The organism is Gephyromycinifex aptenodytis (assembly GCF_012277275.1).
GTDB lineage: Bacteria > Actinomycetota > Actinomycetes > Actinomycetales > Dermatophilaceae > Gephyromycinifex > Gephyromycinifex aptenodytis.
On record NZ_CP051155.1, the window covers coordinates 2290551 to 2315079 of the forward strand.

At 66.1% G+C, this 24529-nt stretch carries 22 protein-coding genes and 1 tRNA gene; 12 read left to right on the forward strand and 11 right to left on the reverse strand.

Annotation, left to right across the window (positions count from 1 at the left end; genetic code table 11):
* Nucleotides 1-16: 16 nt before the first annotated feature.
* Nucleotides 17-898, forward strand: coding sequence for a rhomboid family intramembrane serine protease (locus G9V96_RS09790; protein ID WP_226913261.1), 882 nt, complete (start codon nucleotides 17-19; stop codon nucleotides 896-898).
* A 262-nt stretch (nucleotides 899-1160) separates the two neighbouring features.
* Here G9V96_RS09790 and G9V96_RS09795 read toward each other — a convergent pair whose 3' ends face one another.
* The gene (locus G9V96_RS09795; protein WP_168582863.1) at nucleotides 1161-1406 is read right to left on the reverse strand and encodes a cell division protein CrgA; all 246 of its coding nucleotides are present in this window, start codon (nucleotides 1404-1406) and stop codon (nucleotides 1161-1163) included.
* A 117-nt stretch (nucleotides 1407-1523) separates the two neighbouring features.
* On the opposite strand from G9V96_RS09795, the gene G9V96_RS09800 reads away from it, so the two are divergent.
* A complete protein-coding gene (locus G9V96_RS09800; protein ID WP_168582864.1) occupies nucleotides 1524-2261 on the forward strand; it encodes a DUF881 domain-containing protein in 738 nt (245 codons plus the stop codon).
* Between the two features lie 4 nt (nucleotides 2262-2265).
* Here the strand turns inward: G9V96_RS09800 and G9V96_RS09805 are convergent, their stop codons facing one another.
* The 8 genes from G9V96_RS09805 to G9V96_RS15150 form a co-directional block, all read right to left on the reverse strand.
* Nucleotides 2266-2892: an anthranilate synthase component II gene (locus G9V96_RS09805; RefSeq protein ID WP_168582865.1), complete on the reverse strand. Its 627-nt coding sequence runs from the start codon at nucleotides 2890-2892 to the stop codon at nucleotides 2266-2268.
* 249 nt (nucleotides 2893-3141) lie between these two features.
* On the reverse strand, nucleotides 3142-5040 hold the full coding sequence (pknB, locus tag G9V96_RS09810) for a Stk1 family PASTA domain-containing Ser/Thr kinase (protein ID WP_168582866.1): 1899 nt from the start codon (nucleotides 5038-5040) through the stop codon (nucleotides 3142-3144).
* Nucleotides 5037-6674 carry a protein kinase domain-containing protein gene (locus G9V96_RS09815; RefSeq protein ID WP_168582867.1) on the reverse strand — a complete coding sequence of 546 codons (1638 nt, stop codon included), beginning with the start codon at nucleotides 6672-6674 and terminating at the stop codon, nucleotides 5037-5039. Before G9V96_RS09815 ends, pknB begins: the two co-directional genes overlap by 4 nt.
* On the reverse strand, nucleotides 6671-8125 hold the full coding sequence (locus tag G9V96_RS09820) for a peptidoglycan D,D-transpeptidase FtsI family protein (RefSeq protein WP_168582868.1): 1455 nt from the start codon (nucleotides 8123-8125) through the stop codon (nucleotides 6671-6673). The genes G9V96_RS09815 and G9V96_RS09820 overlap by 4 nt, the downstream gene beginning before the upstream one ends.
* Nucleotides 8122-9510 (reverse strand): FtsW/RodA/SpoVE family cell cycle protein, encoded by a 1389-nt coding sequence (locus G9V96_RS09825; protein ID WP_168582869.1) that lies wholly within the window; start codon nucleotides 9508-9510, stop codon nucleotides 8122-8124. The genes G9V96_RS09820 and G9V96_RS09825 overlap by 4 nt, the downstream gene beginning before the upstream one ends.
* A complete protein-coding gene (locus tag G9V96_RS09830) occupies nucleotides 9507-10760 on the reverse strand; it encodes a PP2C family protein-serine/threonine phosphatase (RefSeq protein WP_168582870.1) in 1254 nt (417 codons plus the stop codon). Before G9V96_RS09830 ends, G9V96_RS09825 begins: the two co-directional genes overlap by 4 nt.
* A gap of 3 nt (nucleotides 10761-10763) precedes the next feature.
* Nucleotides 10764-11237, reverse strand: a complete 474-nt coding sequence (locus G9V96_RS09835) for an FHA domain-containing protein FhaB/FipA (protein ID WP_168582871.1) — start codon at nucleotides 11235-11237, stop codon at nucleotides 10764-10766.
* 1 nt (nucleotide 11238) lies between these two features.
* Nucleotides 11239-12351, reverse strand: a complete 1113-nt coding sequence (locus G9V96_RS15150) for an FhaA domain-containing protein (protein ID WP_226913263.1) — start codon at nucleotides 12349-12351, stop codon at nucleotides 11239-11241.
* 387 nt (nucleotides 12352-12738) lie between these two features.
* Here G9V96_RS15150 and G9V96_RS09850 point away from each other — a divergent pair, with 387 nt between their 5' ends.
* From G9V96_RS09850 to G9V96_RS09885, 8 genes are all read left to right on the forward strand, one after another.
* On the forward strand, nucleotides 12739-13203 hold the full coding sequence (locus tag G9V96_RS09850) for a hypothetical protein (protein WP_168582872.1): 465 nt from the start codon (nucleotides 12739-12741) through the stop codon (nucleotides 13201-13203).
* Nucleotides 13204-13376: 173 nt separating this feature from the next.
* A tRNA-Leu gene (locus tag G9V96_RS09855) sits at nucleotides 13377-13463 on the forward strand.
* A gap of 460 nt (nucleotides 13464-13923) precedes the next feature.
* A complete protein-coding gene (locus G9V96_RS09860) occupies nucleotides 13924-15351 on the forward strand; it encodes an APC family permease (protein WP_168582873.1) in 1428 nt (475 codons plus the stop codon).
* Nucleotides 15348-16046 (forward strand): M15 family metallopeptidase, encoded by a 699-nt coding sequence (locus G9V96_RS09865; RefSeq protein ID WP_168582874.1) that lies wholly within the window; start codon nucleotides 15348-15350, stop codon nucleotides 16044-16046. Before G9V96_RS09860 ends, G9V96_RS09865 begins: the two co-directional genes overlap by 4 nt.
* A 210-nt stretch (nucleotides 16047-16256) precedes the next feature.
* The gene (locus G9V96_RS09870; RefSeq protein ID WP_168582875.1) at nucleotides 16257-17636 is read left to right on the forward strand and encodes a tryptophanase; all 1380 of its coding nucleotides are present in this window, start codon (nucleotides 16257-16259) and stop codon (nucleotides 17634-17636) included.
* A gap of 11 nt (nucleotides 17637-17647) precedes the next feature.
* Entirely contained in the window at nucleotides 17648-19099 is a 1452-nt protein-coding gene (locus G9V96_RS09875) for an amino acid permease (protein WP_168582876.1), read from the forward strand.
* 111 nt (nucleotides 19100-19210) lie between these two features.
* Entirely contained in the window at nucleotides 19211-19507 is a 297-nt protein-coding gene (locus G9V96_RS09880) for a GNAT family N-acetyltransferase (RefSeq protein WP_168582877.1), read from the forward strand.
* Nucleotides 19508-19615: 108 nt separating this feature from the next.
* A complete protein-coding gene (locus tag G9V96_RS09885; protein WP_168582878.1) occupies nucleotides 19616-19846 on the forward strand; it encodes a hypothetical protein in 231 nt (76 codons plus the stop codon).
* Between the two features lie 73 nt (nucleotides 19847-19919).
* On the opposite strand, the gene G9V96_RS09890 is transcribed toward G9V96_RS09885, so the two are convergent.
* Entirely contained in the window at nucleotides 19920-21686 is a 1767-nt protein-coding gene (locus tag G9V96_RS09890) for an oleate hydratase (RefSeq protein ID WP_168582879.1), read from the reverse strand.
* Between the two features lie 187 nt (nucleotides 21687-21873).
* Here G9V96_RS09890 and G9V96_RS09895 point away from each other — a divergent pair, with 187 nt between their 5' ends.
* Nucleotides 21874-22488 carry a TetR/AcrR family transcriptional regulator gene (locus tag G9V96_RS09895; protein WP_168582880.1) on the forward strand — a complete coding sequence of 205 codons (615 nt, stop codon included), beginning with the start codon at nucleotides 21874-21876 and terminating at the stop codon, nucleotides 22486-22488.
* Nucleotides 22489-22758: 270 nt separating this feature from the next.
* Here the strand turns inward: G9V96_RS09895 and G9V96_RS09900 are convergent, their stop codons facing one another.
* Nucleotides 22759-23718: an ornithine cyclodeaminase family protein gene (locus G9V96_RS09900; protein WP_168582881.1), complete on the reverse strand. Its 960-nt coding sequence runs from the start codon at nucleotides 23716-23718 to the stop codon at nucleotides 22759-22761.
* Between the two features lie 148 nt (nucleotides 23719-23866).
* Between G9V96_RS09900 and G9V96_RS09905 the strand changes: the two genes are divergently transcribed.
* The gene (locus tag G9V96_RS09905) at nucleotides 23867-24397 is read left to right on the forward strand and encodes a cell wall-active antibiotics response protein (protein WP_168582882.1); all 531 of its coding nucleotides are present in this window, start codon (nucleotides 23867-23869) and stop codon (nucleotides 24395-24397) included.
* The last annotated feature ends 132 nt before the right edge of the window (nucleotides 24398-24529 follow it).

Here is a 24529-nt window from a genome sequence, read left to right on the forward strand (position 1 = left end):
CGAAGGAGCTGCGCTGGTGAGTGAGGTCCCGGCTCGCACCGCCCCCGTCTGCCCCCGCCACCCTGAGCGGATCAGCTACTTGGCCTGCCAGCGGTGTGGACGCCCCACCTGCCCGGAGTGTCAGATACCCGCGCCGGTGGGTTTTCACTGCCGCGACTGCATGCAACAGGCTCAGCCAACGGCGGTCCAGCGTTCCCGCTTCGGCGGGGTGGTGACCCCTGGCACCCGAGTGACGTTCACCCTGATGGCGTTATGCGCCGTGATCTACCTGCTGCAACGCATCTTTCCGCAGGTCAGCGAAATGGGGGAATTTTCCGCGCAACTCGGTCTCGCCCAGCCGTGGCGCTTCCTGACGTCGGCGTTTTTGCACAGTGAGACCGACGTGATGCACCTGATCTTCAACCTTGCCGGGCTGTATGTCATGGGCCAATTCCTGGAGCCCCTATTGGGCCGGGCCCGGTTCATCGCTCTATACCTGCTCAGCGCCGTCGGCGGCTCGGTCGGCTATCTGCTGTTGGCCGCTGCCCCGGTCAGCCACGGCTCGTTCGCCGCCTGGACCCAGACCATGGTGGGCGCTTCCGGGGCCGTCTTCGGTCTCTTCGGTGCGGCCATTGTCGTCCTGGTGCGTACCGGTAGCTCTGTGCGGGGAATGCTCTTCCTGGTGGCCATCAACCTGGCGCTGCCGCTGATCTACCCCAATATCGCCTGGCAAGCCCATCTCGGTGGGCTCCTGGTCGGTCTGGCCTGTGCTGCGGTGCTGGTGTGGACGGGCCCCGCGCAGCGCCGCCGCTGGTCCTGGCCCGGCCTGATCTTCATCGGGTGCGTCATCCTCGGGGCAGCTGTCCTCAAGTACGCCCTCGTACTCGATGCCTACCTGGGGTTGCGGTACGGGGTGTAGGTCGGCGCGGCGGCCTACCTGGCTGGCGGAGCGCGAACGACAACCCCGTGATTACACGGTTGTGATTCATCCCCAGGTGGGGATAAGCCTGTGGATAACTGGCGTTAATGTGCACAAGGGGCGGGCGACCTGTGGATAACTTGCGGTGGATAACGGAGAAGGCCGACGCTGCGCCGTGCGCCCACAGGCACCCGGGGGAACAGCGTCGGCCGATAGCCAACAGGATTTGCGCTGGTCCCGGCCCCCTTCAGGAGGCCGGAGCTCACCGCCAGTTCGTCGTCATGAGGAACCCGGCGATGATCAGGCCGAAGCCGGCACCGAGGTTCCAGTTAGCCCACGAGCGCACCGGATACGCACCGGCAGAGAGGTAGAAAGTGACGATCCACAGCAGGCCCAGGATCATCAGCCCCAGCATGACCGGCACGTACCAGGAAGGGTTTGGAGCCATGTTCCGCGCGACCGGCGCGTCGTCTCGCCGTGGCTTCTTGGCGCGTTTCGTGCTGGCCACCTGGGACTCCTCGAACGTCGTCGGGCACCGTTGCCGCTCATCGGCACGGTGCGGTGCTGGTCCTACCAGGGTAGAGCCTCATACTGGAACTGATTGGCAGGCCGTCCGCAAGGGGAGATGCGTGTGAGACGGGAACATCGTTCAGGGCCATGGTCGTTGCTGGTTCCGCTGACTGCGGCGCTGGCCGGTTTGATGTTCGCGGCCGGGGCTAGCACCGCGCGCGGGACCGACCTTCGGACCACGGGAACGGACCTGCCCGGAATCATCCGCTCCGAAGCCGCCAAGGTCGATCGTCAGGCCTCGCGGGTGGCCGCAGTGCGCGCAGAGATCGACCAGATCCAGGCCAGCACCCAGGACGGTCCCCAACTGAGCGCGCTTCGCTCCCAGCGCGAGGCGCTGTCGGCCCCGGCCGGGATGACGGCGGTGAACGGACCGGCGGTGCGAGTCGAACTCGATGACTCGCCGTACAAGGGCGATTCGTTGCCGGAGGGCTACACCGTCGACGACGTCGTGGTGCACCAGCAAGACGTGCAAGGCGTGGTCAATGCGCTGTGGTCCGCCGGGGCTGAAGCGATGATGATCCAGGATCAGCGCGTCATCTCCACCAGCGCCGTGCGATGCGTCGGCAACACCTTGATCCTGCAAGGGCGGGTGTACTCTCCGCCGTTCGTCATCACCGCGATCGGGGACGTCGAACAGTTGCAGCAGGGGTTGGTGGACGATCCCAGTGTGGCCACCTACCGCGACTACGTTGCTCGCCTCGGCCTGGGCTACCAGGTCAGCACGCTGCAAGAGGTGGCAATGCCCGCCTACGAAGGCAGCGTCGAACTGCAACATGCGCGGCGGGCGCGCTGAAGCCTCAGCGCTCGGCGCGAACCAGGGGTGCCAAACCCTGGGCGGCGGCTACCGCTTGGTCGTCGCCGCACAAGTGCAGCCACTGCGCCAGCAACTGGTGCCCGCCCTGGGTCAGGACACTCTCAGGGTGGAACTGCACCCCGTGCAGCGGCAGCTCCGCGTGCCGAATACCCATGATGACGTCGCCGGTCCAGGCGTTGGCCAGCAGCTGCGGGGGCAGCTGGGCCAGCTCGACCACCAGGGAGTGGTAGCGCGTCGCGGTGAAAGGAGAGGGCAGCCCGGCCAGCACGCCGGTGCCGTCGTGCTCCACCGCAGAAGTCTTACCGTGCAGCAGCTGCTCGGCGCGCCCGACGTGAGCCCCGAAAACAGCGCCCAACGCCTGATGACCCAGGCAGACCCCGAGCATCGGACGGGCGTCGGCGGCGCACGCCTCGATGACCTGCATCGAGGCACCGGCCTCGTACGGGGTCCCCGGCCCCGGAGAGACCAGCACACCGTCGTAGTCAGCCAACGCCGCGAGATCCACGACGTCATTTCGGACCACGTCACACTGCGCGCCGAGCTGGCGCAGGTAACCCACGATGGTGAACACGAAACTGTCGTAGTTGTCGACGACGAGGATCCGACTCACGTTTTGGCCTCCTCAGCCCGATGGGGTGAACGGATGCGGACGCACCCCGAGTCGGCAGCGTAGCGCTGCCCGAGGCATCCACGCAGACTGCTCAGGCTCGGCTGGCGCCGAGGGACAACTCCTCGGTTCTCACCTGAGTAGCCGTTGGTCTTTCGCGCGTCCGCAATGAGCGTCAGGCCCGCGCACCCCGGGTGGCCTACTTGCGGACGCAGGTAGACAACCCGGGGTGAGCCCGAACTCGACCAAGCTTTATGGCTTGTCCGGGGCTCGCGGCACCGTGGGTGCCGAATTGCCGGGGCTCGGCGACGCGCCGCCAGCGCCCTCGCCAGGCCCAGCGTCGTCGTCAGGCCCAGCGCCGTCGTCAGGCCCAGAGCCGTCGCTGCTGTTGTCGCCACTGTCGCCCCGCGATGGGGCCGGCGCCGGTGCGGGCGTCGGGGTGACGGTCACCGTCTGGGTGGGTGGGCTCTTAGGGGCCTGGCGGGCGATCGCCAATTGGATGGAATCCCCAACCGGCACCTTGGTGCCCTTGACGTAGTTCTGCTCCACAACCGTGCCCGGCTTCTTGGTGCTGTCGACGTAGACAGGTGTGTAGCGCAGCCCCACCTCGCTCAACGTGTCGGCGGCCTTCCGTTCGCTCATGCCCAGAACGTTGGGCACCGCGACCTTGCCGGAACTGAGAGCCAGCTTGACCACAGTCCCTTCGGCGACCTTCGTGCCGATCTTGGGGTCGGTGCTGACGACCTTGCCCTGGTCGACGGTGTAGCTGTCCACCGTGGTGACATCGCCCATCTGCAGGCCCAGCGCGCGCAGGCGTTCATTAGCCGGCCCCTGCTCGTAATTGCGCAGGTCAGGCACGGCCACCATGCCCGGACCGGAGGAGATGGACAGCCGCACCACCGACTGGGGCGGTGCCTGCGCCTGCGCCGCCGGCTGCTGGGCGACGACCGTGCCTGCCTTGGCGCGATCCTTCACCGGGGTCGTGGCTACCTGGAAACCGGCTGCGGTCAACGCAGCCTTGGCTTCCTTCTCGCTCTTGTCCACGACATTGGGCACCGCGATCACCGCGGGCGCCGAATCGAAGAACCCGTTTGAGAAGAGCACCCCGAGGATGATGCCCAGCAGTGCGAGCAACCCCACGAGGTAGGGCCACTTCGGCCGGTGTCCCGACGCGCCGTCACCGGCTACCTCGGCAGGATCGACGATCCGCGGGACCGGGCCCGTCTCAGGTTCTTTGGGCGTGGGCGGGGCCATCGTGCCTGCGGCAACCGCGGCCTTTGCAGCAAGAGTGGGGTCGCCCTCCATCACGGCGTCCAGGTCGGCGGCGAAGTCGGCCCCCGACTGATAACGCACCGCCGGGTCCTTGGCCAGGGCGTGCAACACCACAACATCGAGCTCGGGGGGAACTTGCGGGGCGTGCACCGAAGGCGGCTGTGGCGGTTCACCCACATGTTGGAAGGCGATGGCCACCGGGGAGTCGCCGATGAACGGTGGCCGACCGGTGAGCAGTTCATACAGCAGGCATCCGGCCGAGTACAGGTCAGAGCCCGCTTCGACATCGCGCCCCTGGGCTTGTTCTGGTGAAAGGTATTGCGCGGTCCCGACGACAATGCTGGTGTTGGTCATCGTCGCAGCCGTGTCCGCGATGGCGCGAGCAATGCCGAAGTCCATCACCTTGGCGTTCAAGCCCCCGCTCACCATGACATTCGCCGGCTTGACGTCGCGGTGGATGATCCCGTGCTCGTGGCTGTAGTCCAGCGCGCGCAGCACCTGGGTCATGAGGCGAGCAGCCTCATGCGGTTCCATCGGTCCCTGCTCGGCGATGATCTCCCGCAGCGTTTGCCCGCGCACGTACTCCATGACGATGAACGGCACCGTGACCTGCGCGCCCCCAGGTTCGCTGGTGTGCTCCTCGCCGGAATCGAAGACCGCCACGATGGAGGGGTGGTTGAGGCTGGCCGCCGACTGCGCCTCGCGCCGGAAACGCATGAGGAATGAAGGGTCCCGCGCCAACTCCGAACGCAGGATCTTGATCGCGACCTCACGCCCGAGACGGGTGTCATAGCCGAGGTGGACATCGGCCATGCCGCCGCGGCCGATGAGATCACCGACTTCGTAGCGGTCGGCCAACAGCCGACGTGGCTCGCTCACCGCTGGTTCTCCTCTGCGCTGTGCTCGTTCTCGGCGGTGTCATCGTTGTGTTCGGGAACGGACGGGTCCTGAGCGACACCGGCGACGGCCCCTGCCGGGCCGCCTCCGGCAGCCCCAGGCGCCCCGCCCGGCCCGGGAGCCGCTGCCGCGCCGGTGGAACCGGGCGTGGATTGCTGACCGCCCTGGCTGGGGCTTTCCCCGCTGTCCCCACCCTGGGGGTCGGGCTGCTCAGTGGTGGGTTCCGGAGTTTGCGTCGGCTGCTGTTGCTGCGGCTCGCTGGTGGGCTCTGGCGCGGGCTGAGCCGGGCCGCGAGAAACCGTCAACGTGATGGTCTGGCCGGGCGCCACATCGCCGCTGGGGTCTACACCGAGCACTGTCCCTGCCGGTTGGTCGGAGTCGACGTTCTCGCGGCGGACCCCCAATCCCAGGCCGCGCAATGCTTGAGCCGCCTCATCGAACATTCGGCCCTTGTAGTCATCAGCGCTCACGCTCACGTTCACCTGCGTCGGAGTGCTCTCTTCCATGCTGCTCGGCGTCTCCGTCGGAGTGCTGCTGCTGGTGGCTGAGGGGGCAGGTGCCGGGGCGGGCGTGCGGTCGAAGACTCCGGCTTGCGCCAGCAGCCAGCCGGCCAGCGCCAGCACAACAAGCAGACCCAGGATCCACGGCAACGGGCTGCTGCGTCTCTGCTCTTCCTCAGCTTCGATAACGCCAGCGCCGCGAGTGGGCGGCTCCTGGCGAGAGGGGATCTTCGCTGTGGCCGCCGCCCCCATCACCTGGGTGGCGCCGCCGGTGGGGATCGCCTGAGTGCGAGCGAACCCGCCAGTGGCCGCCCCTCGCAGCGCGTCGGCAACCTCACGGGCGCTACCCGGGCGCTGCGCCGGGTCCTTGGCCAGGCAAGCCATGATGACGTTGGCGATGTGGGCGGGAACCTGCGCGGGCAGTTGAGCCGGCGGGTTACTGACGTGGGCCATGGCCGTGGCCACCGGGGAGCCCTCATCGAAGACCCGCACCCCGGTGAGCATCTCGTGCGCGACGCAACCAAGGCTGTAGATGTCGCTGCGCGGGCCCACACTTTGCCCGGTGGCCTGCTCCGGGGAGATGTACTGGGCGGTCCCCATCACCTCACCGGTGCGCGTGATCGGGACTGCGTCGGTGGCGCGAGAAATACCGAAGTCGGTGAGCTTCACGGTGCCGTCGGGGCGCACGATGATGTTGGCGGGTTTGACGTCGCGGTGCACCACACCGGCCTCGTGGGCCGCGTGCAAAGCCAGCGCTGCCTGACCGATGATCGCCGAGGTGCGTTCGGGGCTCTGCGGGCCCTCATCGGCGATGATCGCCGACAACGGCTTGCCATGGACGAGTTCCATCACCAGCCATGACGCGCCATCGTTTTCGCCGTAGTCGTAGACGGTCGCGATGTTCGGGTGGGACAGCGCCGCCGTGTTGCGGGCCTCTTCTCGGAACCGTTGCTCGAAACCTGGTTGTTGAGCCAGCGCCGGGCTGAGTAGTTTGATCGCCACGAGGCGGCCCAGCACCTGGTCGGTTGCCTGCCAGACCTCGCTCATCCCCCCCACGGCAATCCGGTCCCCGAGGGTGTAGCGGTTGCCGAAGACGGCTCCGGTGGTGAATTTCATGGGGCGATCACTGCTTTCATCACGTCACGTGCGATCGGGGCGGAAACCCGTCCCCCGGCCGCTTCACTTCCGGCATTACCGCCGTCTTCTACGACAACGGCCACGGCGATGGTTGGGTTCTGCGCGGGCGCGAAGGCCATGAACCAGGCGTGCGGATTACGGCCCTCCCCATGCTCGGCGGTCCCCGATTTACCGGCGACGCGCACCCCATCGATCTGGGCGCGGGTGCCGGTTCCTGACTCCACGACCCGCTCCATCATGTGGGTCAACGTCGCTGCAGTTCCCTTGTCGACCGCGCGGCCGAGTTGTTCAGGGCGAGTTTGATCCAGAACGTCAAGATCAGCGCCTCGGGTTTGCCGGATGAGGTAGGGCTTCATGAGCTTGCCTTCGTTGCCGACGGCCGCTGCGACCATCGCGACCTGCATCGGAGTGACCCGCACGTCGTACTGACCGATCGCGGTCAGGGCCTCCTGCGGCTCGTTGATCTGCTCGGGGACCGAACTGGGTGTCACCGGCATCGGCATGTTGAGCTGCTGCCCGAAACCGAACTTGCGTGCCTGCTCGCGCATCGCGTCGGCACCCAACTGCATGCCCAACCAGCCGAACGCGGTGTTGCAGGAGCGTTCCAGGGCCAACCCGAGGTCGGTCTGACCGCCGTTGCAGGAGCCGCCGCCAGCGTTGGGCAGGTCGACATTGGTCTGCGGCAGCCGCAGCTTGGCTGGGCCCGGCAATGAACTCTGCTCGGTGTATTCACCGCTGGAGAGTGCTGCAGCCGCCGTGATGACCTTGAACACCGAACCCGGCGGGTAGAGATCCCCACCGATGGCGCGGTTGATCATCGGCTTGCCGCTGGCCTTGTTGAGCTGGTTCCAGGCCTTGGTGACTTCATCAGCGTCATGGCCGGACAACCGGTTGGGGTCGTATTCGGGATGGCTGACCATGGCCAGGATCGCCCCAGACCGGGGATCCAACGCCACGACGGCGCCGCGCTGGTTGCCCAGCCCCCGCTCGGCGGCTTTCTGCGCGCGCGGGTCGATGGTCAGTTCGAGGTTGACCCCACTGGGGTCGCGAGCGGTGATGAGGTCCCCCAACCGCCGGAAGAACAGCCGCGGCGCGTCCCCGGTGAGCAGCTCGTCGGCTGAGTTCTCCAGACCGCCGCCGGAGCCGTACAGGAACGAGTAGTAGCCGGTGATGTGACCGTAGGCCGGACCGCCGGGGTAGGAGCGCTGGTATTGAAATTCGTCGTCGACCTTCTCCGAGCGGGCGATCGCTTCGCCGTCGACGAGGATCGATCCGCGCTCGCGGCTGTAGGTCGCCAGCAGGGTGCGGCGGTTTCCGGGCTTGTCGCGCAGTTCGCCGGCCTGGAAGAACTGGATCCAGGTGGAGGCGATGAGTAACGAGGCGAACATGCAGGCCATGACGAGCGCCAACCGGCGGATGGGGTTGTTCATGGCTTCACCGCCGGCCGGGGGGTCGTGGGGGTCGGGGCTGAATCGGGCATCGTCACTTTCACCGGAGCCGGCATCGGTCGCCGCGCGTGGTCACTGATGCGCAGCAGGATCGCCACGATGGTCCAGTTGGCCAGCAGTGAGGAGCCGCCCTGGGATAGGAACGGCGTGGTGAGCCCGGTCAGGGGGATGACCCGGGTGACGCCACCGACGACGACGAAGACCTGCAAAGCGATCGAGAACGATAGGCCGGTTGCCAACAGCTTGCCGAAGCCGTCCCGGGTACCCAGCGCGGTGCGCAGCCCCCGCTCCACCAGCAGGGCGTAGAGCAGCAGGATGGCGAACAGCCCGGCGAGGCCGAGTTCTTCGGCGAAGCTGGGGATGATGAAGTCGCTCTCGGCGAAATAGGTCAGGTAGGGGTGTCCAGAGCCCAGGCCGGTGCCCAGGATTCCCCCGGCGCCCATCCCCATCAGCCCCCGTACCAGCTGATCGCTTTGCGCCAGCGCGGTCTCAGACCAGGGGTTGAGCCAGAACATGACGCGCTGCTGAACGTGATCGAAGAGCAGGTAGGCCAGGTAGGCCCCGCCGCCGAAGAGCAGCATCCCGATGGCGATCCAACTGATGCGTTCGGTGGCCACATAGAGCATCGCGACGAACAGGCCGAAGAACAGCAGTGAGGAGCCCAGGTCGCGTTCCAGGACCAACACCAGCAGGCTGGCGATCCAGGCGATGAGGATCGGGCCCAGGTCGCGCCCGCGCGGCAGCGGGAACCCGAGCACGGAGCGACCCACCAAAGCCAACGCGTCCCGGGTCTGCACGAGGTATCCGGCGAAGAAGATCGTCAGCAGGATCTTGGCGATCTCACCGGGTTGGAAGGAGAACGGGCCGATGTTGATCCAGATGCGTGCGCCGTAGACCGAACGCCCCAGGAAGGGCACCAGCGGCAGCAGCAGGAAGACCAGACCGGCCGCCATCGTGGTGTAGGTGTAGCGGCGCAGTTGTCGGTGATCGCGCAGCAGCACCAGCACCAGACAGGCCACGACCATCCCGAGCGCGCTCCACATGAGTTGTCGGGAGGCCATCGCGCTTTCGGTGCCCTTGGCCAGGTCGAGACGGTGAATCATCACCAGTCCCAGGCCGTTGAGTAAGGCAGCGATCGGCAGCAGCAGCGGGTCGGCGTAGGCAGCGCGCCAGCGCAGGACCACGTGGAAAGCCACCGTGAGCCCCAGGAGCCAGGCGCCCTGGGTGATGAGGTCGAGGGGGACCTGCCCGTTCACGGCCAGGCCCACCGCGAGGTAGGCCACCATGACGATCGCGCAGGCGAGCAGCACCAGGAGCAGCTCGACGTTACGTCGGGTTCTGGGCACGAATTGGGTGACGGTGCTCATAGCGACCCCGACCCGCAGGCCATGCCTTGGCTGCGCTGCAGACGGCAGGCGTCTGCCCGTTGCCGAAGACCGTCCAGGAGCTCTTCAGCCTCTGCCGCATCCGAGACGGTTACGGCGGCATCGACGCGTTGACGTTCCAGGTAGGGCAGGTCGTCAAGTCGTATCGCGCTGATCTTTGTGATGCTGTGCAACTGAATCGGTCCCAGGTCCTGCGGTATTCCGCGGTACAGGGCCACGTAGCCGTTCGCGGGACCGACGTAGAGCTGTCGTTGGCTCCAGTCGTAGGCGGCGAACGTGGCCCCTGCTGCTGCCAGCGCAACCACCAGGAACACGACCATCCAGCGCCACCAGGGTCGCTGCCGTTCGCCGTCGTCCTCATCGTCTTCTTCTACTGCGGCGCCGGTGGCTTCCCGGCGCAGGGCAGCGGCCTTGGAGGCAGGGGAGAGCGCGATCGGTTGGGTCGCTCCGGCGCGGCGTTCGGCGACGGCGCCCACCACGATCGGCTGGGTCGCCGGGCTGGTCGCCGGGCTGACGATGTCGGCGATGACGACCGTGACGTTGTCGGGGGCGCCAGCGCGAAGGGCCAGGTCGACCAGTCGTTTGGCGACCTCGTCCGGGTCGCCGACTTCAGTGACGACCTCGCTGATCGTTTCGCGACCGACATAGTCCGACAGTCCGTCTGAGCAGATGAGGTAACGATCGCCAAGCTTGGCCTGGCGCATCGACAAGTCGGGCTCGTCCTCCGGAGCGCCGGTCAGCACCCGGGTGACCAGGGAGCGTTGCGGGTGGTGCTCGGCTTCTTCCTGGGTGATGCGTCCGGAGTCGACCAGGCTCTGGACGAAGGAGTGATCCTTGGTGATCTGGGTGAACTTGCCCTCCCGCAGCAGGTAGCCGCGCGAGTCACCGATGTGCACCATCGCCAGACCGCTAGAGCCGCACCGCATCAGGGCGGTCAGCGTGGTACCCATCCCCTTGAGTTCGGCTTCGGCGTTCATCGCCTCGGCCAGCGAACGGTTCGCCCCGGCGAGGGTTTCGGCTAGGAGTTCCAGGGCATCGTCGGCGCCGTGGCTGTCGCCGTCCAAGGGCGCCAGGCGGGACAGGATGAGCGAGCTGGCGACGTTCCCCCCGGCATGGCCACCCATGCCGTCGGCGACCGCGAGCAGGTGGGGTCCGGCATACCCGGAGTCTTCGTTTCGGCTGCGCACCAGACCGACGTCGGTGCGGGCCGCGAAATGGACGGCTAGCGGCATGCGTTACCGACCCAGCTCCAGCACCGTGGTGCCGATGCGTAGTTGGGTGCCTTCCCGCAGCGGGGTGGGGACGTCGATGCGTTCGCCGCCGACGTAGGTGCCGTTGGTGGAGTCGAGGTCCTCGACGTACCAACTTTTCTCAGCGAAGTAGATGCGGGCGTGCCGCCCCGAGGCGAAGTCGTCATCCAGCACCAAGGTGCATTCGGGGTTACGGCCCAGCAACACCCCCGATTCTTTGAGTGGCACGGTGGTGCCGCGCAGGCTGCCCTCGACAACGGCAAGGACGGAGAAGGTTCGCCGACCCCGCGGGCGTGGCGCGTTACGGGTGGGAGTCACCCGCGAGCGGCCACCGTGGCCGCGCTGGACGATGCGGGTTCCGAACAGGTCACTGCGGATCACACCGACGATGCTGAAGACGAACAGCCATAACATCGCCAGCAGACCGAAACGCACGGCCGTGAGGGTGAGTTCGCTCATCTCAGCGCTCCCCGAAGTGGGTTACGAGGCTGGTGCGTCCGAGCGTCACGCGGTCTCCCTCATCCAGTCGCGCCGTCGTGATGCGTTCCCCGTTGACGAAGGTTCCGTTGGTGGAACCGAGGTCGCGGATGCTGGCCACCAGATGCGGACCGTCGTAGGTGACCCGGATTTCGCAGTGGCGGCGGCTGATGCCCGGGTCGTCCAGGGTGATGTCGGCGCTGTGGTCGCGACCCAGGATGGTGATGGCTGCATGTAACGGATAGGAATCCTGGCCCAGTTCCAGCCAGGGCCGCGGGGTGCGCGGTCGCGGCGGCGGTGTGGCCGCCACCTGCGGCTGCGGGGCTGGGGCGGGCCGGGCGGGTAGATCGGGGGCGGCCTGCTGCGGCGCCATCGGCTCATCGGGTGCGAACCCGGCCGGCTCGTCGTCCTCGGGCCAGGCCGCAAGGTCGCGCTGGCGTTGCACGTTGCGTTCGCGTTCCTCAGGGCTACTGACCGGTGGCCGGTAAGAGCCACCGGAGGACGCCGGTTGCTGCGATTTCGGTTTCACGGGCGGGTAGCCGGGAACCTCGGGCTGGTCCTGAGCCCAGGCGTGGGCTCGGCCGGCGGCGGCGGTTCCGGCAACAGCGCCGGCGGCTGCTGCTGCGGCATGACCGGCCAGCCCGACGTTGCCTTCAGCCGGGGCGCTGGCCTGCGGAGTGAACGGTTCGTTGCGGGGCCGGTAGCCGCTCTTTCCCAGCCGGGGGTTCGTCGCTGTGCTGGGCCGGACACGGAACACCCCGGTCTCCAGGTCGCTGCTGTTGGAGAACTCGACCGCGATCGGGCCGCCGGGGGTGTACCCCTGCGAATCGGCATGTTCCTGTACAGAGGCGGTGAGCTCGGTGACGAGCATGTCGTTGTACTGCACGAGACGGTCATAGTCGTCGGACGCCAACTCGATGGTGAACACGTTGGGGACGACAATGCGGGTCTTACCGATGACGGCTGCCCGTTCGTCCATGGCACGCCGCATCGCGGAAGCGATTTCGACGGGCTGGACTTCTGCTTTGAAGGCGCGGGCGAACACACCATTGACGACACGTTCGAGTTTCTTCTCGACGCGATCGAACAGTCCCATGACGAGCACCTCCTCCCATGCCAGATCTCCAGCGTATCGGGATAGTCGGCGCAGACGCGCACGTCGCCGCGTATGGGGAGAGTGTCGCGGGCTCGCTGTGAGGCATCGGGAAGCGGCCTGTGTATGAACTGAATCCGGTTTAGTGCCGATTGTGGGGGCCTTACTGGTGAGTCGCTGTGCCGGTTCGCTCCGCGCTTGCCGCCGCAGAGCGCTGCCACTTCATCCGGTGCCCGCCCGTATCGGCCGGTGTTGGCCTGGCAGTGGCTGCGGGGACGGCGGTGGACATGGTGGTGGATAGAACGATGGATGTAGTGGCGGGTGTCCGCAGGGGGTGGCGGGTATGTCGTGGCCGCGCCGGCTCGGGGCGCTGGTGTCACACTTCGCTCCATGGCCCGTTTCACGATTCGTCTGAACACTGACCTGGACACTGCCGAGGCGTGGCGTCGCCTCTGGGATCTTGACGCCCATAGCGAGCTCATCCCCTTGACCCGGTTGAGCGGGGACGGGACGGGGGGCCGCCAACTGCAACCCGGCGACTGTTTCATCGCCCGCACCGGGATCGGTCCAATCGGCGTGGACGATGTCATGCAGGTGCGCGCCTTCGACGCGCCTGCCCCGGGAGAACCGGCCCGCGCCGAGGTCGTCAAGACCGGGCGGATGATCCGGGGCCGTATCGAGGCTGAGCTGCGCGGGAGGTCGGGGGGTTCAGAGCTGGTGTGGACCCAGGAGATCGGGATAGCCGGCCTTCCTGCCGCTCTGGATCCGGTGGTCGCCGCGGTTGCTACCGCGGCCTACGGCAGCGTCCTGAAACGTTTGCTGGCACGTTCCCCGGCCGAGGGCAGCAAGAGCTGAGCGCGACGCCAGCAGCCCGGACCGGACCTGTTCGCGCAGTTCACGTCGCAGTCACTCGCTCGCGTTGAGCATTCTCGCGGGCCGTCAACGACGCTGCGCGCCCGTCGCGCTGGGACGTGGTTCCGACCCCGGTTTGGCACATCGGGCCCCTGTCTGGCACGCTTACCTGGCGCGCGCGAGTGGCGGAATAGGCAGACGCGCACGGTTCAGGTCCGTGTGCCCGAAAGGGCGTGGGGGTTCAACTCCCCCCTCGCGCACCAAAGGTTGTTCGTGAATCTCACCCAGTGGGGTCTGCGACAACCTGGCAGGACATGAAGGGCTGGCTCCCAAACGGGCGTCAGCCCTTCGTCGTTGCCCGGAGGTGGTAGAGCAACTGTCGCTGCGCGATAGTCAACTCCCGCGGCAGGCGAACGCAAGCCTCACCTACGGCGATGGCAACGAGGAATCCATCGACGATGGACAAGGCGGATACCTCGGCGATCGGCAGTTAATACGACCCGTGGCGCATCGAAACCTTGCTTCAGGGGTCTAACGCCGACCCACGAAACACACTTCTCCTGGTCGGCTGCGCAGTGACGGTGCAGTCGCTTCAGTGAGATCACAGCGCCCGATGAACACGCTGGGCTCTTTCACCCGACTCCGGCTCCTTAGATGTCATCCTCTACGGGAAGGAGAGGGAGAACCCCTTCACTCGAGCTCTGCACAACCCAGGAGGACCGGATGGCTGACCTCAAAAAATCGCTGGGGTTCTTCCAGCTGCTGGCGTTGGGAGTCGCCGGCGTCATCGGGTCGAGTTGGATCTACACGAACTCGGCATTCTTCACCAAGTACGGCGCGGGCGGCATGATTTTCGGCCTGCTGTTGGGCACAGCCCTTGCGGCGTGCGTCGCACTGGCGTACTCGGAGCTCACCTCGCTGTTTCCCCGAGCCGGGGGGGAGGTTGTCTACGCGTACACGATTCTGGGCCGCGCCTTCGGTTTCGTCACGGGATGGCTGCTCATCGGGGCCTATATGTCGAGCACGGCGTTCTATGTGACGGCGTTCGGGTTGCTGCTGGGTAAGTTTATGCCAGTCATGGATCAATATCCGCTGTATTCGATCGCGGGTGAAGCAGTGACGGCACCGGTCCTGCTTGCCGGGGTCATCCTCACGCTGTTGATCTTCGCGCTCAACTGGTTCGGCGTCGAAGTGGGCGGGCAGGTCCAAGTGATCCTCTTCGCGACGATGATGGTCATTGGCCTGGCGCTGATCACCGTGGGGCTTGGCGCGGGATCGCCGTCGAACTTCTGGCCGCCGTACCGACCCGACCAGAACGCGGTGGCCGACACGCTTCGCTTCGTCGTTCCAGGAATGACATACATGGCCGGCTTCGGTCTCGTCGCGGTCCTTGCCGAGGACGCCAATCTTCCGCCTAAGAAAATCGCCAGCGCGGTCGTCCTCACGGTCCTCACCGCGGGAGCTTTCTACTCGCTGGTGTTGCTGTCCAGCGCCTGGGTGCTGCCGTGGGAGCAAGTCGCCCAGATGGACCTCGGCACTATTGATGCCTTCCGTGTCGCCGGCTTCCCTCTGCTTGGCTGGGGTGCGTTCGCCGTTGCCATTCTCGGTCTCCTGACCAGCTTCCTCGGCCTGTTCATCGCGACCTCCCGCATCGTGGTGGCGATGGGTCGTGCTGGTCTGCTGCCCGCGAGCCTGGCTGAGGTGCACGCGGGTTCGGGCGTGCCGCGTCGGGCGCTCGTGTTCGTTGCCACGGTCACTCTTGCTCTGGGATGGCTGGGCAAGGGGGCTGTCGTCTGGTTCCTCGACACCGGCGGTATCTATCTCGGACTCGTGTGGATCCTCGTCGTCACCGCTAAATACGCACTGCCCAAGAAGTACCCACACCTGGCATCCAAGCGCCGGTTCAACGCTTCCTGGGTGCCTGCGGTCGGCGCTCTCGGCGCCGCAGCCATCATCGTGCTGACTCTGCTGCCCAACACGAACATGGCCCTGGTGTGGCCCGCTGAATACATCATCCTTGCGATGTGGCTCATCATCGGTGGGATTCTGTTTGCTGTTTCGGCCAAGGTGCCTCGTGACCGTGCTCTCGATGCTCTGCTCGGGGAGTACAAGGAGACCCTTGATGCAGATCGGTCCTCGGTAACGGAATGAAACAGTTGTTGTCGGCGCCGGATCCCGCCCTACTCGAGGTCATCCCGCAATGTCGCCCGTTGCCCATTCCCGCGGGGGAGGACGCGCTCGATGCTGTGGTCGCGGGTGAGAATAACGACCCTCTCATCACCATCCCCAGCGGTATCCCCACGCGTCACGTCTACGAGGAAATGAACTTTGCGACCAATCCGCCGCAGATGGCGCTGAGAGCGTCAGTCACGGAGAAAATCCTGGCGGCTCGGGCTTCGCTACCGCCGGAGTTCGACTTGGTTGTCCTCGACGGTTGGCGCACGCTCCAGTTTCAGGGCGAGTTGCTCCAGCACTACGAAAAGATGCGGGGAGGCAGCCTGGACGGATATGTATCTGCCCCAGATTCTCCCAACCGCATCCCGCCACACCCTACGGGTGGAGCCGTAGATCTCACCCTGACCTACCGGGGTGTGCCTCTTGCCATGGGCTCGGACTTCGATGTGTTCGAAGAAGAGGCCCACGTGCGCGCATTCGAGGACCTTCCCGCGGATGCACCACCCGAACAGCAAGTGGTGGCGGCATTGCGCCGATTGCTGGCGCAGGTACTCACCGACCAGGGTTTTGCTCCCTATCCGTGGGAGTGGTGGCATTGGTCGTACGGAGAGCAGCGATGGGCTGCGCAATACGGGCACGCTCGTACTTTGTTCGATGTGATTGCGGCGTAGCCGCTGCGTGCGTGCGTAGTTCACGGCAACGGTAGAGCCCCGCAGCAGACGGTCGCATCGCCCACCGGCGACCCCGCCAGCCGCCGACCCGCACAGGTGGCAGGTCCGGTGGCGCTCCCCTGCCAGTAGCGTGGGCGGCCTCACCACTCACGAGCAGACCTGCTGACCGGAGCGCACCGTGCCCCGCGCCATCCAGGCCGAGGAGACGCGATGAAGTACATCCCGGAGCCGTTCAAGATCAAGATGGTCGAACCCATCCGCATCACCACGGAGCAGGAACGTCGCGAAAAGATCGCCCAGGCCCACTACAACGGCTTCAGTCTGCGGGCCGAAGACGTCTACATCGACCTGCAGACCGACAGCGGCACCGGGGCCATGAGCGACTCGCAGTGGGCGGCCATGTTGCGCGGGGACGAGTCCTACTCCGGTGGGCGCAGTTACTACCAACTCTTGGACAACGCCCGCGACATCTTCGGCTACGAGTGGATCCAGCCGGTGCACCAGGGGCGGGCCGCCGAGAAGGTGCTCTTCCCCGTCCTCATTGAGGAGCGGGGCCAATTCGTCATCTCCAACACCTTCTTCGACACCACCCGGGCGCATGTGGCGCTCGCCGGCGGCCACCCGATCGACTGCGTCTGCCCTGAGGGTCTCGACTCCGGCCTGGACGCGCCCTTTAAAGGCGACATGGACCTAGAGGCCCTGGAGCGTCACATCGACGAGCGTGGCGCCGAGAACATCGCCGGCATCGTCATGACCATCACGAACAACTCCGTCGGTGGTCAACCGGTCTCGATGGCGAACATGAAAGCCACCGCGGCCATCGCCAAGAGACACGGCTTGCCGGTAGTCATCGACGCGGCCCGGTTCGCCGAGAACGCCTTCTTCATCAAGGAGCGGGAAGCAGGCTACGCCGAGGTCTCCACGCGGGACATCACGCGCGAGTTCTTCTCCTACGCCGACATCTTCACCATGAGCGCCAAGAAAGACGCCATCACCAACATGGGCGGCCTGCTCGGTGTGCGCGAAGAGGGTGAGCACGTCCCGGACGTGAAGTCGCTGGTCATCTCCGGGGAGGGCTACGTCACCTACGGCGGGCTGTCCGGGCGTGACCTGGCTGCCTTGGCTGTCGGTCTGGTCGAGGGCCTGGACGAGGACTACCTGCGTTACCGGGTCGGGCAGGTCGCCTACCTTGCGGCGCGCCTGGACGAGTACGGCATCCCCTATCAGCGTCCCGCCGGTGGGCACGCCGTCTTCGTCGATGCGGGCCGTCTGCTGCCGCACATCCCCTGGCATCAGTACCCGGGCCACGCTCTGGCCGTCGAGCTCTACGTCGAGGCGGGGATCCGCAGCTGTGACATCGGATCGTTCCTGATGGACCGAGACCCTGAGACGGGTGAACAGCAGCAGGCCCCCCTGGAGTTCACTCGTCTGGCGATTCCCCGCCGCACCTACACCCAAGCCCACCTGGATGTCATCGCCGAAGCGCTCGGTCACATCCAGGCCCGGGCAGATCAGGTGAAGGGGTACGAGATCATCTGGGAGCCCAAGGTGCTGCGCCACTTCACCGCCAAGCTCCGCCCCGTCGACTGAAGAGATCACACATGAGCACGCAGCAACATCCCCCAGGTAGGCCGCAGCCAGCACGAGAACCGGCACTGAACACGGGGCTGCGCCGCGACCTGGAAAATCGGCACATCCAGATGATCGCGCTGGGCGGCGCCATTGGTACCGGCCTGTTCTACGGCTCGGCCACCAGCGCACGAATCGCCGGACCGGCCGTCCTGCTCACCTACGCCATCGGCGGCCTGGCGATCTTCTTCATCATGCGCGCCCTGGGTGAGATGTCTTGGCACACACCGGTCTCCGGGGCTTTCAGTTATTACGCGACGAAGAACTGGGGGCGCTTCCCCGGGTTCTTCTCCGGGTGGAACTACTGGTTCAACTACATCTTCGTCTCCATGGCGGAGCTGTCCGTGGTTGGGATCTACGTCAACTTCTGGTTCCCGCAGATCGCTCCGGGTGTCACCGCCGCGGTCTTCCTCGTGCTCATCACGCTGATCAACCTGGTCAACGTCAAGGCCTACGGAGAGTTCGAGTTCTGGTTCGCGATTATCAAGGTCGTGGCGATCATCGCGATGATCGTGCTCGGACTGGCGATCATGGCCGGTTTCGGCCCGCGACCGGCCACCGGGGTGAGCAACCTGTGGTCCCACGGCGGGTTCCTACCCAACGGACTATGGGGGATGCTCAGCGCCCTCGTCGTCGTCATGTTCGCCTTCGGCGGGGTCGAGCTGATCGGCACCACCGCGGGGGAGGCCGCCGACCCGCGAACCACGATCCCCAAGGCGATCAATCAGGTCGTCTACCGAATCCTCATCTTCTACATCGGTGCGCTGTTCGTGATCTTCGCTCTGGTTCCGTGGAATCAGCTCGACGACGAACACAGCCCTTTCGTGCTCATCTTCGACAACCTCGGCATTCCGGCCGCCGCCGGCATCCTCAACCTCGTCGTGCTCACCGCGGCGGTCTCGGCGTACAACAGCGGTCTCTACAGCAACGGCCGGATGCTCTACAGCTTGGCGTTGCGTGGCGACGCCCCCCGGTTCCTGGCCCGGTTGAACCGCAGCGGCGCCCCCTACGTCGGGGTGCTGGTCTCCTCAGCCGTGACGGCGTTAGCGGTGGTGCTGGTGTTCCTCATGCCGGGCAAGGTGTTCGCTGTGCTGGTGCCGGTCGCGCTGATGGCCGGGATCCTGAACTGGTCGATGATCCTCATCACCCAGATGCTGTTCCGGCGCAGGATAGGCCCGCAGGCAGTGGCCCAGCTCGGCTTCCGGATGCCGTTCTACCCGTACAGCAACTACATCGTGCTCGCCTTTCTGGGGTTCGTCGTTTTCGTCATGACCACTCAGGAGAGCAGTCGGTTCACGCCCTTGTACGGACTGGCGTGGGTGGGGGTCGTCGCGGCCGGTTACGCCATCCGCGCCCGCCGCGGCGGCGAGCCACACGACCAAGTGGATGAAGGAGCCCAAGCCGGTCACGGGTTGCCGGACTGAACCAGAACAGGCCAGTACGGGCCACCGTGGGCCCGGTGGGGGCGGCGTGCCGGCCCGGCCGGTCCTACCGTGGGTAGGGAGCTGACCTGCCCACGATTGAAAGAGGTCGAGATGACGGAAACCCTTGACGTTCGTGTGACGCATGCACCCGAGAAGAACCGGTACGAAGCTCGAGTCGGCTCGGAGCTGGTCGGATTCGCCGAATACGTGCTGGACGGCGACGTCGCCACCATGACGCACACCGAGACCGACCCTGCCTTCGAGGGCAAGGGCGTCGGTTCGGCCCTGGTGCGTGGGGCGCTGGATCACCTGCGCGTACATGGCCGCTCGGTACGGCCGCAGTGCTGGTTCGTGGCTTCCTGGATCGAGCGCCACGAGGACTACGCCTCGATGCTCGCAACCTCCTGAGACTGGTTGCGCTGCAGCCGAAGCGAATCCACGGCCCAGCCGGCTCCGGTCGCCGCACGAATGGTTAGGCCCTATCTTGACCGGAGAACTCGTGAGACAGGAGCCGCTATGAGTCAGAACGACGACACCACCGCTGCCGAGATGGGAACGGTCGGGCAGGCCGACGCCCCCGACTACTCCCAGACAGAAGAGAACGACATCGACCCCGAGTCGACGGGGGACGACACCAGCGAGGCCGCCCAGGGCGACACCGAAGCCGACGAGAAGGCTGCCGGCCCTGCTGAGGAGAAAGACCCCGGTAACGGGGACAGCCCCGTCTCGACCGGCGCCGTCGAATAGGCATCGAATAGGCGAACACAGACCAAGCCGGGCGGGGGTTTCACACCCCCGCCCGGCTTGGTCATTTCCGTGTTCAGATCACGCCGTTGCGTTCCAGCAGATCGCCGAGCACGGTGCGGGCCAGGCGTTTGCGCAGCATCGAGGGCAGGGGGACCTTCTTGCCGTCGCGCATTCGGGCCGTGGCGTTGAGCAGGTCGCGGATGTCGTAGACGCTGCCCCACACCTCGGGCACGCCCCGGTCGACGCCGAGCAGGGTGTAGACCGCCTCCATGCCGGTGCGCACCGAATACTCCGTGGTGAAGATGGTGTCGCGCGGGGTCTCGGCGAACTGACCGAGGAAGGCGAGGTTGGTGGACCCCTGCGGGACGACGTCGGGGCGGTCACCCTTGCGCCGCGGCAGGAAGAAGCTCGTGATGAACGGCATCATGCACGGCATGCAGACGGCCGAGTTCGCGGCCATATCGGGAATGTCGGCCAGTGGAACACCGATGTGGTAAAGCCACTCGGCAGTGATCTCCTCGCCGGTGCACTCCCGCATCGGCTTGTGGACGTAGTCGCCCGGACGGTCGGTGAACAGACCGTAAATCCACACGACGAGCTTGTCCGCCGGTTGGCTCGCGAAGTGCGGTTGCCGGTTGATGGTCCAGGACATCAGCCAGGAGGAGTCCCGCGCGGTGACGATGCCGCCGGTGACGACGCGCCCGGAGAACGGGTCACGCTTGCAGATCTTCTCCAGGTAGGGCGCGATCCGGTCATCCAGCGTGGTCAGGCTCGCCGACTCCCAGTTCGTCAGATGCGTGGTGGTGCAGTACTTGTCCGGACGCCCGAAGGAGGGGTCCTGGCGGGCCAGGTTGCGCCACAGCGCCCACGAGCCGCCCTCGTGCACGACGGGGTCGAGCTCGGGCACGGTGTGGTGGTCGCCCCAACGTGAGTTCTCCACGCAGGAGCCGTTGGTGACGAAGACCAGATCGTTCTCGGTGATGTCGATCCCGCCGGCCTGGCCGTCGCGGATCCACTCGATGCGGTGTGCGGTTTTGGTGGTCGCTTCCTGACCCTGGCGCGGCGCAGAGTGACGCACCAAGACGTTCGTGACGCGGGTGTCGTACTGGAAGACCACGCCCCGCTCCTGCAGCCAGTTCACCATCGGCAGGATGAGCGACTCGTACTGGTTGTACTTGGTGAACTTCAACGCGCTGAAGTCGGGCAGGCCACCGATGTGGTGGATGAAGCGCTGCAGGTACAGCTTCATCTCCAGGGCGCTGTGCCAGTCTTCGAAGGCGAACATGGTGCGCCAGTACAGCCAGAAGTTGGACTCCAGGAAGTCCTCACCCAAAACGTCGGTGATCTTCTTGTCTTCGAGGTCTTCGTTGCGGGTGAAGAAGAGCCGCGCCAGGTCCTTCTGCGCCTTGGTGCTCAGCGTGAACTCACCGTTGGTCTCACCGTCGCGCCCGCGCTCCTTGGTGGCGCGCATGAGCGAGTAATTCGGGTCTTCCTTGTTCAGCCAGTAGAACTCGTCGAGCACGCTGGCGTCGGGGGTCTCCATCGAGGGGATGGAGCGGAAGAGATCCCACAAGCACTCGAAGTGGTTCTCCATCTCCCGGCCGCCTCGGATGAGGAAGCCCCGGTTCGGGTCCTCGATGCCGTCGCAGGCGCCGCCGGGTAGGGGAGAGGCCTCCAGGATGGTGATGCGTTCCGGTGCCATCTGCCCATCTCGGATGAGGAAGACGGCCGCCGCCAGGGAGGCCAGACCGGCCCCGACGAGGTAGGCGGATTTGTCGTCCACGCCCGCGGGCTTGCGCGGCCGAGCGAAGGCTTCGTAGTTGCCGCTGCTGTAGTACACGATGCGTTTCCTTCCACGGGTCGGGGTGGCACCGATGCGGTGCGCGCCCAGGATGCGCACCGACGAAACGGAGCGCGATCTAAAACGGAGCATACTCCGATTCGGGCAAGTGCGTCGAGCAGCTACGATGGCCGCAATTGCAGGAGCAAACAGGAAATTCGAGAGTGCACTCCGGATCGAGGTAGCGATGAGCGTCCCGGCAGCCACCGAAGGGCGGCGGGAGCGGAACAAGCGGGTCAAGGCCGAAGCGATCCTGGCTGCGGCCACCGAGCTCTTCACCGAGAAGGGTTACGACGCGGTCACCACAAGCGAGATCGCCGAGCGCGCTGACGTCTCGAACGGAACGCTGTTCCGCTATGCCCGCACCAAGGCCGACCTGTTGGTCACCGTGCTGAATGAGCGCCTCACTCGAGGGTGCGAGCGCGGGGTGGCGATGGCCCACCACGGCGCCGATCCGGTGGAGGCGATCATCGCCCTGCTGCACCCGTTGGCAGAGACCGGCCTGGCGCACCCGGAGATCGTGGTGGCTTACCAGCGTGAACTGCTGTTCGGGGCAAACCCAACCCGCGACAGCGACCTGGGTCAGGTCGAACAGCTCCAAGCCGCCATCGCCGAGATCCTGGCGATTGTGCGCCCCGCCCACGGCGAGGATGAGCGCGCTTTCGCGGCCTATGCCCTGTACTCGACCATGTACATGGATCTGGTGCGAGTGGGTGTCGGGCGCGCCAGTGCCGAGGAGTTGCCCACGACCCTGCGCCACACCATCCGCACGCTGCTTGCCCGGCTTCTGCCTGCCGGGTGAGCAGAGCTCCGGGTAAGTCGTGAAGGTGAAATGGCCCGGCCGGATCAGGCAATATTCGTATTTATTGCAGAGAGCATAGATACGGCTAGCGGTGGTCAGCGAGACCCATCGGTCAGCTGCTGCTCCGCGCTCTGGATCGGTGCTCGCCGACGCTTGGCGGCTATAAATAACGCTAGCTTTAAACGTAGACTGACGAATAGGCTCCTCGCGATAGGTTCTCTGATCAGTCGGCAGGCCTGTTTGGGTAGCTCGGCATGCTCGACCGCTCGGCTACTGCCAGTCGATGGGGGTGCCGACCCCGGCCTGCTGGGCGCGCTGGAGGACGAGGCCAGCTAATGCCACATCGTTCATCGCGATGCCCATATTGAGGATGGTGCGCCGCCCGGCGCTGGGGATCTCGTGCTGGCCGGCCACAACGGCCGCAAGATCGGTGTCGGGGGTGGGGTAGCCGAAGAAGTAATCCGTGCCTGCCACCGATCCGTACTGCTGTAGGTCGTCGACGCAATAGAAGTCGGAGGCGCTCACCGCGGCTGCGCTCAAGGCGTGGTCGTAGTCGACGGGCAGCAGGACCGCCTCCGACGCCACGTTCGCGCAGTCCAGGCGCGGTTCCATGTCACGGGTGACGGTGGTGATGACCAGGTCTGCGCCCTCGGTGGCCCGGGTCGCGTCGTGCTCGATTCGGGTCCGGCGATCCCCGGCCCGCTCCAACAAGCGCCGCGCGGCCTCCTCCCGGGTGGAGTACGCAACGACCTCCTCGATACCGGGGAAGCGTTCCAAGGCGACCTCGAGGTGGCGTAGCGCCTGCAGTCCGCAGCCGATGAAGACCACGCGGGCAGGTTCGGCAGGCGTGTGACGCAAGGTGACACCCGAGACGCCCGGGGTGCGGATCTCGGTGATCCAGCCGCCGTCCAAGAGCGCTGTCGGGCGGCCGGTTTCCGCGTCGCACAGCAGCATGACCCCGTGCAGGAACGGCAGTCCGCGGGTGTGGTTCTGGGAGTAACCGGCCACCCACTTGACCCCGAGTTGGTCCGAACCGCCTAAATAAGCCGGCATCGCGTGTGCGAAGGCAATACCTTCTCGCGGTGCGACCTTCGGCTTGGGAGGGTTCTGCACAAGACCGCGGGACTTCTCCAGGTAGGCAGCCTCCAGAACGTCAATGACCTCATCCCAGGTCCACGACAGGCTCTCCAGGTCGGCGCGATTGAGAACAAGGAGCTGGTGGTCTGTCATGTCAGCGACGCTACCCGGCCCTGGTCGGGTCTCTATCGCCCCGCCCGGCGACCGGGCTCGGTGCGCCACTTGGGGTAAACCCTGATTTCTGCCCTGAATGCTGCCCCGAGTCCCTGGTCGCCGGATGCCGCGCGCCTACGGTGGAGGTATGTCCTTCGACAAGCCGGTAGACCCGCAGGACCCCCAAGACGTCGTCCCTTCCGAGCGTCTGCGCCCGGCTGGCGATTTGGAAGCCATGCGGCAGGTGGACCTGCCGGTCATCGGTGCGCAGCCGAGCCCGCCGGTGCTTTCGCCCGTTCCGGCCCCGCCGATGATGGTCTCCGTCCTGGGTGATGTGCGCCGCAGCGGGCGCTTCACCCTTGGTGCCAAAACGAAGGCCGTCGCGATGCTCGGCGACATCCTTCTCGATCTGCGAGAGGCCGAGTTCACGGCGTCTGAGATCGAAATGGACGCCTACAGCCTGATGGGTGACCTGAAACTCATCGTCCCGCCCGACGTGGAAGTCGTGATCCGGGGCCTCACCATTCTCGGCAACCAGCGCAACGAACCCGGCCAGCACGCCGCCGCTCCTCGACGTCGGGTCGTCCTGCACGTGCACAGCCTGATGGGGGACGTGAAGGTGAAGACGTTGGCACCCGGGGAAGTCGAGCCCACCTGGTGGCGGCGCCTGCTGGGGTGAAGGCTCGGCGTTCCTGCGGCGCGAGGGGTCGCGCGTTCGTCACGGCTGCCGATGGTTTCGGTTCCTACCGTGTGGAGCGCCGGTAGCGAAGCCCGAGATGGGGTGCCGACTCGTGAGGGGTTCGCGGGCGCT

What these genes read in the sequence shown, in the direction of transcription:
- G9V96_RS09835 (WP_168582871.1), bottom strand. Translation starts at nt 11,237, where the DNA reads ATGAGCGAACTCACCCTCACGGCCGTGCGTTTCGGTCTGCTGGCGATG.
- G9V96_RS15150 (WP_226913263.1), bottom strand. Translation starts at nt 12,351, where the DNA reads ATGGGACTGTTCGATCGCGTCGAGAAGAAACTCGAACGTGTCGTCAAT.
- G9V96_RS09875 (WP_168582876.1), top strand. Translation starts at nt 17,648, where the DNA reads ATGAGCACGCAGCAACATCCCCCAGGTAGGCCGCAGCCAGCACGAGAA.
- G9V96_RS09870 (WP_168582875.1), top strand. Translation starts at nt 16,257, where the DNA reads ATGAAGTACATCCCGGAGCCGTTCAAGATCAAGATGGTCGAACCCATC.
- G9V96_RS09820 (WP_168582868.1), bottom strand. Translation starts at nt 8,125, where the DNA reads ATGAACAACCCCATCCGCCGGTTGGCGCTCGTCATGGCCTGCATGTTC.
- G9V96_RS09905 (WP_168582882.1), top strand. Translation starts at nt 23,867, where the DNA reads ATGTCCTTCGACAAGCCGGTAGACCCGCAGGACCCCCAAGACGTCGTC.
- G9V96_RS09850 (WP_168582872.1), top strand. Translation starts at nt 12,739, where the DNA reads ATGGCCCGTTTCACGATTCGTCTGAACACTGACCTGGACACTGCCGAG.
- G9V96_RS09830 (WP_168582870.1), bottom strand. Translation starts at nt 10,760, where the DNA reads ATGCCGCTAGCCGTCCATTTCGCGGCCCGCACCGACGTCGGTCTGGTG.
- G9V96_RS09900 (WP_168582881.1), bottom strand. Translation starts at nt 23,718, where the DNA reads ATGACAGACCACCAGCTCCTTGTTCTCAATCGCGCCGACCTGGAGAGC.
- G9V96_RS09800 (WP_168582864.1), top strand. Translation starts at nt 1,524, where the DNA reads ATGCGTGTGAGACGGGAACATCGTTCAGGGCCATGGTCGTTGCTGGTT.
- G9V96_RS09815 (WP_168582867.1), bottom strand. Translation starts at nt 6,674, where the DNA reads ATGAAATTCACCACCGGAGCCGTCTTCGGCAACCGCTACACCCTCGGG.
- G9V96_RS09885 (WP_168582878.1), top strand. Translation starts at nt 19,616, where the DNA reads ATGAGTCAGAACGACGACACCACCGCTGCCGAGATGGGAACGGTCGGG.
- G9V96_RS09860 (WP_168582873.1), top strand. Translation starts at nt 13,924, where the DNA reads ATGGCTGACCTCAAAAAATCGCTGGGGTTCTTCCAGCTGCTGGCGTTG.
- G9V96_RS09895 (WP_168582880.1), top strand. Translation starts at nt 21,874, where the DNA reads ATGAGCGTCCCGGCAGCCACCGAAGGGCGGCGGGAGCGGAACAAGCGG.
- G9V96_RS09825 (WP_168582869.1), bottom strand. Translation starts at nt 9,510, where the DNA reads ATGAGCACCGTCACCCAATTCGTGCCCAGAACCCGACGTAACGTCGAG.
- G9V96_RS09880 (WP_168582877.1), top strand. Translation starts at nt 19,211, where the DNA reads ATGACGGAAACCCTTGACGTTCGTGTGACGCATGCACCCGAGAAGAAC.
- G9V96_RS09865 (WP_168582874.1), top strand. Translation starts at nt 15,348, where the DNA reads ATGAAACAGTTGTTGTCGGCGCCGGATCCCGCCCTACTCGAGGTCATC.